Here is a 13,275-nt window from a genome sequence, read left to right as displayed (position 1 = left end):
AAGGTGGCCCCATGATCGAGTTCACGCCCTGGCCCGATGACCTGGCCCAGCGCTATCGCGCGCGCGGCTACTGGATCGACCGGCCGCTGACCCGGATCCTGGACGAGGCGGTCGCCGCCCGCCCGGGGGCCACGGCCATCGTCTGCGGCGACCGCCGGCTGAGCTATGCCGATCTTGACCGGCAGTCGCGCAACCTGGCCGGGCGGCTGGCGGCCCGGGGCCTGGGCCACGGCGACACCGCGCTGGTGCAGTTGCCGAACGTCGCCGAATTCTACGTCGCCTTCTTTGCGCTGCTGCGCATCGGCGTGGTGCCGGTCAACGCGCTTTACAGCCATCGGCGGCTGGAACTGTCCGAATACGCCCGCCAGATCGCCCCCGCCATGGTCATCGCCGCGCGCGGGCACGAGCTGTTCCGGGACGACGCCTTTGTGCACGACCTGTGTACGGGCGGTGTACGCCTTGTGCTGGCTCTGGACGACCCCGATCCGGGCCGGGATCTCGCCCATTGGCTGACCCCGGGCGAACCCCTGCCGCCCGGCGCCGGCCCGACGCCGGCGTCCGAGGTCGCCTTCTTCCAGCTCTCCGGCGGCTCGACCGGAACCCCGAAACTGATCCCGCGCACGCATAACGATTACGACTACAGCATCCGCGCCAGCGCCGAGATCTGCGGCTGTTCCCAGGCCACGCGCTTCCTCTGCGCGATCCCCGCCGCGCATAACTATCCGATGAGCTCGCCGGGCGCGCTGGGCGTCTTTCACGCCGGCGGCACCGTCGTCCTGGCCCCAGCCCCGAGCCCTTGACCTGCTTCCAGATCATCGCCCGCGAAGGCGTGACCATGGTGCCGCTGGTGCCGCCCGCCGTCGCCCTGTGGCTGCGCGCGGTCGAGGAAGACCCCGCCCGCCGCGCCCTTCTGGACACGGTCGAACTGATGCTGGTCGGCGGCGCAAGCTTTGCCGAGGCGACGGCCCGGCGCGTCCCCGAGGTGCTGGGCTGCGGGCTGATGCAGGTCTTCGGCATGGCCGAGGGGCTGGTGAACTACACCCGCCTCGACGATCCGCCCGAGATCGTGTTCGCGACGCAAGGCCGCCCGATCAGCCCCGACGACGAGATCCGGGTTCTGGACGAGGACACCGGCGAGCCCGTCCCCGACGGCGTGCCGGGCGCGCTCGCAACCCGCGGACCCTATACATTTCAAGGCTATTACCGCAGCCCCGAGCATAATGCGAAGGCCTTCGACGCCGACGGCTTCTATCATTCGGGCGATGTGGTGGTGCGTCAGGGCGGCTATCTGCGCGTGGTCGGCCGGATCAAGGACCAGATCAACCGGGGCGGCGAAAAGATCGCCGCCGAGGAAATCGAGAACCTGCTCTTGCGCCACCCCGACATCACCCATGCCGCGCTGGTGGCGATGCAGGACGAGGCCCTGGGCGAGAAAAGCTGCGCCTTCCTGGTGCTGCGGGCGGGCGCGGGCAAGCTCAGCCCGCCGGCGCTGCGCCGCCACCTGCTGGACCTCGGCGTGGCCGAATACAAGCTGCCCGACCGCTTCCGTTTCGTCGATGCGCTGCCGCTGACGCCGGTGGGCAAGATCGACAAGCGCCGGCTGCGCGACAGCCTGGCCGCCCCCGCCTGACGACGCCTGAAAGGACCAAGACCCATGACCGTCAAGACCGACCTCAGCCCCGCCTGGCTGGCCGCCCGCGTGCAGAGGATGATCGAGGATGATTGCGACATCGACCCGGCCGAGAACCTGGTGCTCTACGGCCTCGATTCCATCGCGGTGATGACCTTCTCCAGTGAGCTGAAGCAGATGGGCGTCGAGGCCAGCTTCGAGGAACTGGCCCGCGAGCCGACGCTGGACGCCTGGTGGGCGCTGATCCAGCCCCGGCTGTGACGCCTCAGGCGCGCATCGTCGCGCCCCCGTCCACATAAAGGTCCGCCATGGTCACATGGCCCGCCTGGTCGGACAGCAAGAACATCACGGCGCCCGCGATATCCTCGGGCGTCGCCAGCTTTTTCAAGGGGATGCCGGTGCGATAGGCTTCAAGGCTGCCCTCGATCACCGCGCGTTCGCCGGCGCCGCCATCCTCGGCCCACATGCCCGTCTGCATCGGCGTCAGCGTCGATCCCGGCGCGACGATGTTGCAGCGCACCCCCTGCGCGGCCAGTTCCAGGCCCAGGCAGCGCACCAACATCGTGGCCGCCGCCTTCGACGCCGCATAGGCGCCCATGTTCAGTCGCGGGATGCCGGCCGCGTTCGAACTGACCGCGACGATCGCGCCGCGCCCCTGGCGCGCCATGGCCCGGCCTGGCGCGGGTCCGATGCAGGTGCCGGTGGGATCACGCTCCACACCCTTCCCATCCTGCGGAGCTGTCGATGTCGTGGCGATCCCCAGAACCCGGCAGATCGGCCCGACACCAAAGACGCCACGGTGATCGTCGAGAAATGCGATCATGGCGACCAGCGCTGGTGGCCTCGGCGTCGCGGACGTCAGCGCGCGGTTCTCGGCCCCCGGCACCGGCGCGGCCTGCAGGGCGGCCTCGGTATCGGTGGCGATGACGCGGGCGCCGGCCTCGACCAGTGCTGCGACCACGCTGCGGCCGATGCCGCCGGCGGCACCGGTGACGATGGCGGTGCGGTCCTGAAACCCGGTCAGGCGCATTGCGCGACCTTTCCCGACAGCGCGGCCAGCGCCTGTTCGGTCAGCATCGGCACGCCGCAGGTCGCGGCGATCCAGGACATGGCCATGGCGTGCTTCTCGGCTGAGAAATCGGCCTGGGCATCGGCGACGGCAAAGGCCTCGATGTCGCGCTGGAACGCCTCGGCCACGGTCGCAAGGCAGCCGATATGGGCATAGATGCCGCAGACCATCAGCTGGTCGCGGCCCCGCGCCCGCATCAGATGTTCCAGGTTCGAACGCTGGAAGGCGCTGTAGCGGTGCTTGACCAGCACGATGCGCCCGCCGCCGGAGCAAGCTCGGGCAGGATCTCCTCATGCTCGGGGATGGCCTGCATGCCGGGGCCCCACAGATCCGCCTGAAGCCCGCGGTCGGGGCGGAACTGGTCGCCCTTCTGCGCGGTGTAGAAGACCGGCACGCCCGCCGCCCGCGCGGCCTGGATCAGCCGGGCGATGTTGGCGACGGCCGGCTCCAGCGGCGCGCCCGCGGGGAAGGGGCGGCAGAAATAGCGTTGCATGTCATGGACCAGCAGCGCCAGCCGGTCGCGTTCGGCCCGCCAGGGCCCGCGCGGCTGGGGCAGGTCGGTCGGCAGCGTATAGCCGGGGATACCGGGCAGTCCCATCATTCCACCTCGTTCGGGGCCAGCCCGGCCAGCCCCGCGTCCGGGGGCAGGCCAAGCGCGGCCAGGAAGGCGCCGAACTTGGCGCCGGTTTCGGCCGCCTCGGCCATCGGGTCCGAGCCGGGGACGATGCCCGCGCCGGCGTAAAGCCGGGCGGTCGCGCCCGCGATCTCGGCGCAGCGGATCGCCACGTACCAGGCGCCGTCGCCGCGCGCGTCGCACCAGCCCACCGCCCCGGCATAGAAGTCGCGCGGCACGGGTTCAAGGTCGTGGATCAGCGCATTGGCCCGCGCCATCGGCACGCCGCAGACGGCGGGCGTCGGGTGCAGCAGCGCCGCCAGCACCACCGAGGGCATCTCGGGGTCCTTCAGCATGCCCTCGATCCGGGTGCCCAGGTGCCACATGCTGCGCGTCGTGGTCAGCTGCGTGCCCTCGGGGGCGCTCAGGCTGCGGCACCAGGGCGACAGCACGTCCAGGATGCTTTCGACGACCAGCGCATGTTCGCGCTGATCCTTGTCGGAACGTGCCAGCGCCTGGGCCGCGGCGCGGTCGGCCTCGGGGTCGGCCAGGCGGCGGGCCGATCCCGCCAGCGGATGCGAGGCGATCAGGGCCCCGGCCTTGGACAACAACAGCTCGGGCGTTGCCCCGCACAACTGGCGGGTCTGGCGCCCGCGCGGTGGCAGCGCCACGCGAAAGGCGGTGACCGAGGCATCCTGCGCCAGCCGCTCCATCAGCGCCTCGACGGCGATCGGGGCCCCGGATTCGGCCCGCAGGCTGCGCGCGAGCACGATCTTTTCCAGCGCGCCGGCACGACCCGCCTCGTCCTGCATGATGGCCAGCGCGCGGGCCACGGCGCGGGCATAGGCGGCGGGCTCGAGTTCGGCGACAGCCGCCAGTCGGGGCGCTGGTCGGCGCCGGGCACCGCCTCCGGCCGGGCTCCGGCGGCCGGCTGCGGCGCGGCGCGGTTGCACAGCCACAGGCAATCCGCCTGCGTGCGGTCAAAGGGCAGGGCGCCCCCGATCATCGCCCCCGGCAGCGCCCCGGACAGGGCTTGCCCGACGCGCGCGGCCACCGTATCGGCACCGCCGCGCGGCACCTGCACCGGCGCGCCCCGGCCCTGCACACGCCCATGCGGGCCCTGAAAGGCGAACAGGACCGGGTCGTCGTCCAGCGGAGCCAGGATTTCGGGTGCCTCTGACATGCGAATATTCATGCGTCTCTCATCGAATGGCTTTGCGCCCCGGCGGCCTGGAAACCAGGCCAGGGTCGACAAACAGCGTGTCACGAAACGGCAAGGATGCGTTTCTGTCGTGAGCGGCAGACATCTCCTGCTGTGACGGCTCATGGGTGGCGCGCCTGTCCGCCAAGGATGCGGAACAAGCGGGAGGGGGGTGGTCAATCCGCCGGCTGCCCGCGCGCAACCTGCCAGAGCCCGCCAGCCGGAGCAAGTAAAAAACTCAGGATTGCCGCGCTGCGGAACCGGGCGGGCCTGCGCGGGTTTGCACAGGGGCCAGTGAAACGATTTCCCGGGGGATTCATGGACGATGCCGGCAAGCCTTACGACCTGTCGCAGGCGCGCTGCTGCGTGATCGCGAACACCGGCTCGGGGCGCAAGGCGGGGGCCAGCATCGCCGACCTGCTGCAGGACCGGCTGCGGGACCGCGTCGCCAGCCTCGAGGTGCGGCGCATCGACAAGGGTGCGGACCTGCCCGGAACGGCGCGCCAGGCCGTGGCCGAGGGGTTCGATCTGATCGTGGCGGCGGGGGGCGACGGCACCCAGGCGGCGGTCGCCAGCGCCGTCGCGGGCAGCGACAGCACGATGGTGGTGATCCCGGGCGGCACCTTCAACTATTTCGCCCGCGACCTCGGTTCGGGCGAGACGGTCGAGGAGGCGATGAAGATCTTCGACACCCCCGTCCTGCGCCGCATCCATGTCGGCGAAATGAACGGCATGATCTTTCTGAACAACGTCAGCTTCGGGGCCTACCCCGAGATCCTCAAGCGGCGCGAAAGCATCTATCGCCGCTGGGGCCGGTCCCGCGTCGCGGCCTATTGGTCGGCGGCGGCGGCGCTCTGGACCCTGCGCCGGCCACTGACGCTGACCGTGCGCGCGAACGGAGAGGAACGCCAGTTCACCACCGCCCTGGCCTTCGTCGCCAAAAGCGCCTACCAGCTCGACAGCTTCGGGCTGGAAGGCGCCGACTGCATCCGCGACGGCAAGCTGGCGCTGCTGGTCGCCCGCGCCCGTCATCCCGGCCCCCTGATCCGCTCGGCCCTGCGGCTGGCGATGGGGAAATCCGCGCGTTATCACGATTTCGACCTGATCAGCGCCTCCGAGATGGAACTCGAAACCGTGCCGCGCCACGAATACGTCGCCCATGACGGCGAGAAGGACTGGATGGATTCGCCCTTCCGGGTCCGTGTGCGGGCCCATGACCTCAAGGTTCTGGTGCCGCAGGGCAGCGGGGGTCGCGACAGGGCATGACGCGGCTGGTGCATCTTTCGGACCTGCATTTCGGCTTCGACCGCACGGCGCTGATCGAACCGCTGCTGGACCGGGTGAACCGCGCCGGCGCCGATCTGGTGGTGGTGACGGGCGATCTGACCCACCGCGCGCGTTCGGCGCAGTTCGCGCAGGCCGCGGCCTTCCTGCGCCGGATCGAGGTGCCGCTGATCGCCGTCCCCGGCAACCACGACATCCCGCTCTACAAGCTGGCGGACCGGATGATGAAGCCCTATCGCCGGTATCGCCGCATCATCGCGCAGAACATGGAGCCCGTGGGCCATGTCGGCCAGGTGCGGGTGCAGGGCATCAACAGCGTCGATCCGATGGCCTGGCAGCGCGGCGTCATCAGCGCCGCCCAGATGCGCCGCGTGGTCGAAGGCATCGACCCCGATTGCGTGAACATCGTGGCCCTGCACCATCCGATGCAGCAGCGTCCCGAGGTTGACAAGCAGCTGATGCGCGGCGCGCGCGAGGCGATGGCCCTGTTCGAGCTTCAGGGCGTGCAGGTCGTGCTCAGCGGGCATCTGCACATCTGGTCGGCCGGCGCCTTCCTGCCCCCCGAGGGTCGCAGCGTGCTGCAGATCCAGGGCGGAACGGCGCTCTGCGCGCGGCTGGACGACCGCCAGAACGAATTCGCCGTCCTGGATTTCCAGGGCCCCGACCTGCTGATCGAACGCCATGTCGCGCCGATGGACGAGCCGGGCTTCCGCCCGCCCGAACACCTGCGCTTCACCCGCCGCGACCGCCGCTGGCACCGGACCTGATCGGGCCTTCACCGTTTTCCAAATACCCTGGGGGGAGTCCCGCAGGGACGGGGGCAGAGCCCCCGCCTTCGCTTCAGTGCTCCAGCCGCAGCCGGGTGCCCCAGGGATCGACGGCCTCGGTCGCGCCCAGGGGCAGGGCAGCCCCGGGATCGGCGGTCAGCACGATCTCGGCCAGCCCTGTCGCATCGGGGCTGCGCGGGCCCACGCAGCGGCTGTTCCAGATATTGCCCGCCAGATGGTGGTGATAGCCGCCCCAGGAAAAGAAGCTCGCCCCATGGTATTGCAGGGTGCGGTCAAGCCCCAGCGCGCCGGTCATGAAATCCCCGGCCGTCGCCAGATCGCCCACCTGCAGGTGGACGTGGCCCACGACCGTGCCCTCGGGCGCGCCTTGCCACGGCCGCGCCTGGGCCAGCAGGTCGGGGAAGTCCAGCCGCGTGGTATCCATCAGCACCTCGCCATCCCGCCAGGCCCAGGCGCTGCGGGGGCGGTCGGCATAGATCTCGATCCCGTTGCCTTCGGGGTCGCGCAGATAGACGGCCTCGCTGACCCGGTGGTCCGAGGCGCCGTCCAGCGCCAGCCCCCGCGCCGCCGCCATCCCCAGCCAGTCCGCCAGGTCGATGCGGCCCGGCGCAGGAAGGCGGTGTGAAACAGCCCCGCCTCGGCCGGGCGGTGCCGCGCCGCGCGGTCCTCGCGCAATTCCAGCAGCGGGCGGTCGCCCGCCCCCAGCACCATCGTCCCGCCGTCCTGCGACAGCCTGCGCAGGCCGACGACCCTTTGGTAGAAATCCCCGACGGTGGCAAGGTCGTTCACCGTCAGCGCCACCCGGCCGATGCGGATGGGGGCATCGCTGGTCGCCATGATATCCTCCTGTGTTCAGTTCCCCGCCAATCTAGGCGCGCCACGCCTTCGTTGAAACGGCGATGAAAACGGAAGATCGTCTCCGGTACGTGGACAATTCCGCCGGTTGCCTTCGGGCGCGCCACGCCGCATGATGCGCTGCCCTTTTCGACGGACCCGCGAGATGAAACCCAGACCCAAGCCCGCCTGTCCCCGGCCGCAGCCCGCGACCGATCCGGGCGCGCGTCCCGAAGCCGCGCCCCTGGCCGCCGATCCGCGCCGGATGGAGGTCTTTCTGGTCGCCACCCCCGGCCTTGAGCAGCCCCTGGCCGACGAGGCGCGGGCGCTGGGCTTCGACGCCTTGGTCCAGCCGGGCGGGGTCGTCTTTCACGGCGGCTGGCCCGAGGTCTGGCGCGCGAACCTGATGCTGCGCGGCGCGACCCGGGTGCTGGCCCGGATCGGCGCCTTCGCGCCATGCATCCGGCGCAGCTGGACAAGCGGGCGCGCCGCTTTCCCTGGGCCGACTGGCTGCGCGCCGACGTGCCCCTGCGGATCGAGGCCACCAGCCGCAAGTCGCGCATCTATCACGCCGGCGCCATCACTCAGCGGATCGAGGCGGCGATCCGCGACACCCTGGGCGCCCCCATCGCCGAGGATGCGCCGGTCACGCTGAAGGTGCGGATCGAGGACGACCTGTGCACGCTCAGCCTGGATACCTCGGGCGAAAGCCTGCACAAGCGCGGCCACAAACAGGCGGTCGGCAAGGCGCCGATGCGCGAGACCATGGCCGCGATGTTTCTACGCCAATGCGGGTTCGACGGGAGCGAGCCGGTCCTGGACCCGATGTGCGGATCGGGCACCTTCGTGATCGAGGCGGCCGAGATCGCGGCCGGCCTCGCCCCGGGGCGGCTGCGCGGCTTTGCCTTCCAGCACCTGCCCGGCTTCGACGCCGCCGCCTTCGACGCCTTGCGCCCTGCCGCGGCCCCGGCGCCCGCGCTGCTGTTTCACGGCAGCGACCGCGACCCCGGCGCCATCCGCATGAGCCGCGAGAACGCCGAGCGCGCCGGCGTCGCCGCCTGGACCGATTTCCAAAACCTTGCCTTCGCCGACCTGTCCCGCCCCGAGGGGCCGCCGGGCCTGGTCATCATCAACCCGCCCTATGGGGCGCGGATCGGGAACAAGGGGCCCCTGTTCGGCCTGCATGCCGCGATGGGCGAGGTGCTGCGCGCCCGCTTCCAGGGCTGGCGCGTGGGGCTGGTCACCACCGATGCCGCCTTGGCGCGCGCCACCCGCCTGCCGTTCCGCGAACCCGGCCCCCACATCGCGCATGGCGGGCTGAAGATCCGGCTATGGCAGACCGGGCCGCTTTGAACGCCAAGGCGGGCGCTCTCGGGGGGACGCCCGCCCTTTGTTGCCGCAAGCCCCCCTGCAGGCAGCCGAATCGAGGCAACCAGGGCCCCGCCGCGACGTACGCGCCACCATGAACCCCGACGAACGGCGACACCATTTCGGGTGCTTCCTACCACTCCGGCCAAGCCAGTGCGGTCACGGCACCTCAGGGCTTGGGCCTACCCTGGAATCCGTGCCTGTCTGTTGAGTGTCAACGGCCGGCTCAACGAGAAGGCTAGTGCACCTTTCCCGGCCATTTCCATCTCTCATGGCGGGCGCAATGCTTCTGGCGACGTGGGGCTTACCGCGAGCCGGGCCCTCAATCCCCCGATGCATAAAGCAGGGCTATATCCCGGTGGTGGAGTTCGCAGGCCCCCGTCTCAGACCTCACGACCGCGCGCTGCGGCTCCAGGACAACGACGCAGCCACTCTTGAAACTGTAATGCCTGTCGCCGTTTGGCAGGGTCATCTGCACAGGAACCTCGTCCATGGGTCGCTCAGGCTCTGCAGGGACAGGCGCCGTCGCAACCGGGGCTTCACATGCGGCAAGAAACATGGCGGCAGCGAGCGGGGCAATCGTCGTTTTCATGGGTCCGACCTCTGGAATATCCTGAACCTCCCCGCTAAGGGTGCCGGCGGGAAGGGTGCTTGAGGAACGGCTTCGAAGTGCGTGCATGATAACGTGGGCGGTTGACGGGTGTAGTCAGTCAGAGATTTCTATATATAACAATAGATCATGGCGGAGACGAAGGGATTCGAACCCTCGAGACGGTTTCCCGTCTGCACCCTTAGCAGGGGTGTGCCTTCGACCACTCGGCCACGTCTCCGCCGCCCCGTATAGGGGGCGGGGAACGGGGAAACAAGGGGATTTTCGTGGGATCGGCCAAGGTGGGCGCGGGGGGTGAACCGCAATTCCGCGCCAGGAAACAGGGCGTCCCTGCCTGGTCCGAACAGAACGGAACGCTCCCTCGGAACGGGTGCGCGCAAGAGGTTCCTGTCTTTGTCCAGGCAGCCGGTGTCCGAAGGTCCGGGTCTGCCAGGCGGGGGGTCCAGGCCTCTGCTTGGCCTCACTGTCAAAGGGCCTTCCCCCATCTGCCACGACCGGCGGCCGAACGCCCCACGCAATCAAGGCCCGTGCGCGGCCTCATCCCAAAGTGTGACGCCCGACCGGCTGGATCGGCCGCGAAAATCCTGCCAAGCTGGCGGCGGTTCCGCGCGCCGGGACCGCCGCTCGGGGAGGAGCGAGGTGGAGGACATTCAGACCATCGAGCCGGCCGACGCCCTCGGCCCGGTCGCAGCGCTTGCCGATCAGGTCGCAACCGGGCTGATCGGGCATGAACATCTGGTCGAGCGGCTGGCGATCGCGCTGCTCGCCGGCGGCCATGTGCTGATCGAGGGGCCGCCGGGACTGGCCAAGACGCGGGCTGTCAAGCGGCTGGCCGCGGGGCTGGCGGGCAGCTTCGCCCGCATCCAGTGCACGCCCGACCTGATGCCCTCGGACATGACCGGCACCCAGGTCTTTCGCCCCGACAGCGGGCGGTTCGACTTTCTGCCCGGGCCGCTGTTTCACGAACTGGTGCTGGTCGACGAAATCAACCGCGCCCCGCCCAAGGTCCAGTCCGCGCTGCTCGAGGCGATGGCCGAGGCGCAGGTGACGGCCGGCGGGGTGACGCGGAAGCTGCCCGATCCGTTCATGGTCGTCGCCACCCAGAACTCGATCGAACACGAGGGCACCTTTCCCCTGCCCGAGGCGCAGCTCGACCGCTTTTTGCTGCACCTGAACCTGTCCCTGCCGGGGGCCGAGGCGGAGCGCGCGATCCTGGACCTGGTCGAGCAGGAGGACCGCGCCCCCCCTGTCCCGCCCGCGCACAGGCTGGGGTCAGGGGCGATCCATGCCGCGCGCGCGGCGGTCGCGCGGGTGACGCTGGCCCCGGCGCTGAAGGATTTCATCGTTCGGCTGGTCGTTGCCACGCGCGAAGCGCAGGGGACGCCGCTAGAGGGGTTGGTGGAACATCCGGTCTCGCCCCGGGGAACGCTGGCGCTGGCCGCCTCGGTCCGGGCGCGGGCGGCGCTGCGGGGCCGCGACTATGGCCTGCCCGAGGATGTCGAGGCGCTGGCCGCCGACGCGCTGTCCCACCGGATGATCCCCAGCTGGCGCGCCACGTCCGAGGGGCTGGGCCCGCGCGACCTGGTGGCGCGGCTGCTGGACCATGTGCGGCCGTGGTAGGGGCGCGGGCGCCTGATCCCGCGGCCGTCAGCGTGGCGGGGCTGATGGCGCTTGAGCCGCGCGCGGCCCGCGCCGGGCGCGAGGCATCCGCCCTGGCCGAGCGTCCCGGCACGACCGCCACCCGTCGGCGCGGCCAAGGCCATGAGATCCGCGAGATCCGGCCCTTTGCCGAGGGTGACGAGCCGCGCCACATCGACGCCGCCGCGACCGCCCGCAGCGGCAGCCTTCAGGTGCGCAGCTTTCACGAGGACCGCGAGCGCAACCTGCTGCTGATCGCGGATTTCCGCCGGCCGATGCTGTGGGGCACGGCGGGCCGGCTGCGCTCGGTCGCGGCGGCCGAGGTGCTGGCGCTGATGGGCTGGCAGGCGTCGCTGCATGGCGGCGCGGTCGGCGTGGTCGCCTTGACCGACGATGGCCCGGACGGCCAGCCGCCGCGCCCGCGCCACCGGGGCATGGCGATGGTCACGGCGTGCCTGGCGCGCGCCCATGCCGCGGCGCTGGCGGCGGCGGAACGCGCGGCGGCGCTGGCAGGCGGCGCCGGTCAGGCCGCTCGCTGCCGATCTGGTCCGCGACGCTCGTCGGCGCTGCCGGCGCGGCGATCGTGCGTGGCCACGGTGATGGACGATCCGGGCGAGGGGTTCGACGCGGCACTGGCCATCCTGGCCGCGCGTGGGCCCCTGCAACTGATCCTGGTCGAGGACCCGTTCGAGGTCGCGCCCCCCGCCCGCGCCTTGCCCCATGCCCTGCCCGAGGGCGCGGCATTTGCCCGCTTCGCCGGCCTGCCGGCCGATCGTGCGGCGCGCGCGGCGCGGCTGGCGCGGCCGGGGCTGCGGGTCCGCCGCCTGTCCACCACGGCCGAGCCCGAGGCCGCGGAATGATCCCCGACATCGTCGCAGACCTGCATCCGCCGCGCCTGCCCGCGCCGTTCACCGCACCCGGCTGGGACGATTTCCTGGCAGCCGCCGGGCTGGGCCTGATGCTGGCGGCGCTGCTGGTGGCCATCGCCATGCCGGCGCTGCGCCGCCGCGCCCGTCCGCCGCGCCTGTCCCACCGGTTGGCGCTGGCCGCGGGTCTGCCGCCGGCCGACAGGCTGCTGGCGCTGGCCCGCATCCTGGCCGAACAGGGCAGGGCCCTGCCGCCCGACCAGCGCCGGGCGCTGTATCGCGGCGAGCCGGGCGACCCCGACGCGGTCGAGGCGCTGATCCGTTCCGGCACGCGGGAACGGCTGCGGCGGAGGGCGGCGCGGTGATCGAACTGGCCCAGCCGCTGGCCCTGCTGCTGCTGCCGCTGCCGCTGCTGGCGCGGCTTTGGCCGGCGCGCGCGGCGACCGCCCAGGCGATGGCGCTGCCGCAGGGCGTCGCGGCGCTGGCGGTCCCCGCGCCCGGGCCCCGGCGCTGGCGCGGGCTTGCCCTGGTTGCGGGCGTCTGGCTGGGGCTGTGCCTGGCCCTGGCGCAGCCGCAGCGCATCCAGATGGTGCCCGACCGCAGCGCCTCGGGGCGCAACATCGTCATCGCGCTGGACATGTCCGGCAGCATGGCGACGCCCGATTTCGCGCTGGAGGGGCAGACGGTGACCCGCCTCGACGCCGTCAAGCAGGTGGCCGAGGGTTTCATCCGCGCCCGCACCGGGGACCGGATCGGGCTGGTCCTGTTTGCCGACCGCGCCTATGTGGCCGCGCCGCTCAGCCACGATCTGCGGGCCGTGGCGCTGGCGCTGGCGGATGCGCAAATCGGACTGACGGGGCGCTCCACGAACATCTCGGACGGGCTCGGGCTGGCGATCCGGCGGGTGCTGGCGGAATCCTCGCGCTCGAACGTGATCGTGCTTCTGTCGGACGGGCGCGACACCTCGGCGCTGCTCGACGCGACGCAGGTCGCCCGGCTCGCGGCCGAGCGCGGCGTCCGCATCCATACCGTCGCGCTGGGCCCCGAGGACCTGGAGTCCCGCCCGGCCGCCCGCGACGCGGTGGACCTGGCGACGCTGCGGGCCATCGCCGGGGCGGCGGGCGGGCAGACCTTCCGCGTGCGCAGCATGGACGATCTGCGCGCGATGGCCGAGGAGCTGGACCGGCTCGAGCCGAACCCTTCCGAGCGCCCGCCAGTGGCGCAGGCGCGGGCGCTGTGGATCTGGCCGGCGATCATGGCGCTGGTCCTGGCCCTGGCGCGGGGCATGGGGGCGCGGGAATGACGCTGGGCGAGCCTGATCACTGCTGCGGCCCTGGTGGCTGGCGGCGCTGCCGCTGATCGCGCGGGACTGGG

Annotated in this window: 12 protein-coding genes, 1 tRNA gene and 3 pseudogenes; 10 read left to right on the top strand and 6 right to left on the bottom strand. The window is 71.5% G+C overall.

The window, feature by feature from the left end; translation table 11 throughout:
* Positions 1-11: 11 nt before the first annotated feature.
* The 3 genes and pseudogenes from DPM13_RS06825 to DPM13_RS06820 form a co-directional block, all read left to right on the top strand.
* A pseudogene (locus tag DPM13_RS06825) lies at positions 12-1,144 on the top strand (AMP-binding protein); the annotation flags it as partial.
* Between the two features lie 264 nt (positions 1,145-1,408).
* Positions 1,409-1,630 carry an AMP-binding enzyme gene (locus tag DPM13_RS25865; RefSeq protein WP_317616440.1) on the top strand — a complete coding sequence of 74 codons (222 nt, stop codon included), beginning with the start codon at positions 1,409-1,411 and terminating at the stop codon, positions 1,628-1,630.
* Positions 1,631-1,654: 24 nt separating this feature from the next.
* Positions 1,655-1,891: a phosphopantetheine-binding protein gene (locus tag DPM13_RS06820; protein WP_112887687.1), complete on the top strand. Its 237-nt coding sequence runs from the start codon at positions 1,655-1,657 to the stop codon at positions 1,889-1,891.
* A gap of 4 nt (positions 1,892-1,895) precedes the next feature.
* Here the strand turns inward: DPM13_RS06820 and DPM13_RS06815 are convergent, their stop codons facing one another.
* The 4 genes and pseudogenes from DPM13_RS06815 to DPM13_RS22435 all read right to left on the bottom strand — a co-directional run bounded on the left by DPM13_RS06815 (position 1,896) and on the right by DPM13_RS22435 (position 4,495).
* On the bottom strand, positions 1,896-2,660 hold the full coding sequence (locus DPM13_RS06815; protein WP_112887686.1) for an SDR family oxidoreductase: 765 nt from the start codon (positions 2,658-2,660) through the stop codon (positions 1,896-1,898).
* A pseudogene (locus tag DPM13_RS06810) lies at positions 2,651-3,192 on the bottom strand (isochorismatase family protein). The gene DPM13_RS06815 and the pseudogene DPM13_RS06810 overlap by 10 nt, the downstream one beginning before the upstream one ends.
* A gap of 104 nt (positions 3,193-3,296) precedes the next feature.
* Entirely contained in the window at positions 3,297-4,124 is an 828-nt protein-coding gene (locus tag DPM13_RS06805; protein ID WP_223252540.1) for an isochorismate synthase, read from the bottom strand.
* Positions 4,025-4,495 (bottom strand): hypothetical protein, encoded by a 471-nt coding sequence (locus DPM13_RS22435; RefSeq protein WP_223252409.1) that lies wholly within the window; start codon positions 4,493-4,495, stop codon positions 4,025-4,027. Before DPM13_RS22435 ends, DPM13_RS06805 begins: the two co-directional genes overlap by 100 nt.
* 336 nt (positions 4,496-4,831) lie before the next feature.
* Between DPM13_RS22435 and DPM13_RS06800 the strand changes: the two genes are divergently transcribed.
* Positions 4,832-5,779 carry a diacylglycerol/lipid kinase family protein gene (locus tag DPM13_RS06800; protein ID WP_099648293.1) on the top strand — a complete coding sequence of 316 codons (948 nt, stop codon included), beginning with the start codon at positions 4,832-4,834 and terminating at the stop codon, positions 5,777-5,779.
* Positions 5,776-6,564: a metallophosphoesterase family protein gene (locus tag DPM13_RS06795; RefSeq protein ID WP_028720036.1), complete on the top strand. Its 789-nt coding sequence runs from the start codon at positions 5,776-5,778 to the stop codon at positions 6,562-6,564. Before DPM13_RS06800 ends, DPM13_RS06795 begins: the two co-directional genes overlap by 4 nt.
* Positions 6,565-7,008: 444 nt before the next feature.
* Here the strand turns inward: DPM13_RS06795 and DPM13_RS22430 are convergent, their stop codons facing one another.
* Positions 7,009-7,422 carry a VOC family protein gene (locus tag DPM13_RS22430; RefSeq protein WP_223252408.1) on the bottom strand — a complete coding sequence of 138 codons (414 nt, stop codon included), beginning with the start codon at positions 7,420-7,422 and terminating at the stop codon, positions 7,009-7,011.
* Between the two features lie 262 nt (positions 7,423-7,684).
* On the opposite strand from DPM13_RS22430, the pseudogene DPM13_RS06785 reads away from it, so the two are divergent.
* Positions 7,685-8,772, top strand: a pseudogene (locus DPM13_RS06785) (THUMP domain-containing class I SAM-dependent RNA methyltransferase).
* 755 nt (positions 8,773-9,527) lie between these two features.
* Here DPM13_RS06785 and DPM13_RS06775 read toward each other — a convergent pair.
* Positions 9,528-9,617, bottom strand: a tRNA-Ser gene (locus tag DPM13_RS06775).
* 437 nt (positions 9,618-10,054) lie between these two features.
* Between DPM13_RS06775 and DPM13_RS06770 the strand changes: the two genes are divergently transcribed.
* From DPM13_RS06770 to DPM13_RS06760, 4 genes are read left to right on the top strand one after another with little or no spacing between them, the layout of a single operon-like run.
* Complete coding sequence (locus DPM13_RS06770; RefSeq protein WP_397246297.1) at positions 10,055-11,017, top strand: AAA family ATPase; 963 nt, start codon at positions 10,055-10,057, stop codon at positions 11,015-11,017.
* Complete coding sequence (locus DPM13_RS06765) at positions 11,011-11,895, top strand: DUF58 domain-containing protein (protein ID WP_223252407.1); 885 nt, start codon at positions 11,011-11,013, stop codon at positions 11,893-11,895. The genes DPM13_RS06770 and DPM13_RS06765 overlap by 7 nt, the downstream gene beginning before the upstream one ends.
* Positions 11,892-12,266 (top strand): hypothetical protein, encoded by a 375-nt coding sequence (locus DPM13_RS20530; RefSeq protein ID WP_189654988.1) that lies wholly within the window; start codon positions 11,892-11,894, stop codon positions 12,264-12,266. The genes DPM13_RS06765 and DPM13_RS20530 overlap by 4 nt, the downstream gene beginning before the upstream one ends.
* Complete coding sequence (locus DPM13_RS06760; protein WP_189654987.1) at positions 12,263-13,204, top strand: VWA domain-containing protein; 942 nt, start codon at positions 12,263-12,265, stop codon at positions 13,202-13,204. The genes DPM13_RS20530 and DPM13_RS06760 overlap by 4 nt, the downstream gene beginning before the upstream one ends.
* Positions 13,205-13,275: the final 71 nt, after the last annotated feature.

The organism is Paracoccus mutanolyticus, from assembly GCF_003285265.1.
Lineage (GTDB): Bacteria > Pseudomonadota > Alphaproteobacteria > Rhodobacterales > Rhodobacteraceae > Paracoccus > Paracoccus yeei.
The sequence above is the reverse complement of the archived record's forward strand: the minus strand, read 5'-3'. Positions and strand labels throughout refer to the sequence as shown.

Coding starts and splice junctions, on each gene's coding strand:
- DPM13_RS25865 (WP_317616440.1), top strand. CDS start 1,409: ATGCAGGACGAGGCCCTGGGCGAGAAAAGCTGCGCCTTCCTGGTGCTG.
- DPM13_RS06820 (WP_112887687.1), top strand. CDS start 1,655: ATGACCGTCAAGACCGACCTCAGCCCCGCCTGGCTGGCCGCCCGCGTG.
- DPM13_RS06815 (WP_112887686.1), bottom strand. CDS start 2,660: ATGCGCCTGACCGGGTTTCAGGACCGCACCGCCATCGTCACCGGTGCC.
- DPM13_RS06805 (WP_223252540.1), bottom strand. CDS start 4,124: ATGCAGGACGAGGCGGGTCGTGCCGGCGCGCTGGAAAAGATCGTGCTC.
- DPM13_RS22435 (WP_223252409.1), bottom strand. CDS start 4,495: ATGTCAGAGGCACCCGAAATCCTGGCTCCGCTGGACGACGACCCGGTC.
- DPM13_RS06800 (WP_099648293.1), top strand. CDS start 4,832: ATGGACGATGCCGGCAAGCCTTACGACCTGTCGCAGGCGCGCTGCTGC.
- DPM13_RS06795 (WP_028720036.1), top strand. CDS start 5,776: ATGACGCGGCTGGTGCATCTTTCGGACCTGCATTTCGGCTTCGACCGC.
- DPM13_RS22430 (WP_223252408.1), bottom strand. CDS start 7,422: ATGGCGACCAGCGATGCCCCCATCCGCATCGGCCGGGTGGCGCTGACG.
- DPM13_RS20530 (WP_189654988.1), top strand. CDS start 11,892: ATGATCCCCGACATCGTCGCAGACCTGCATCCGCCGCGCCTGCCCGCG.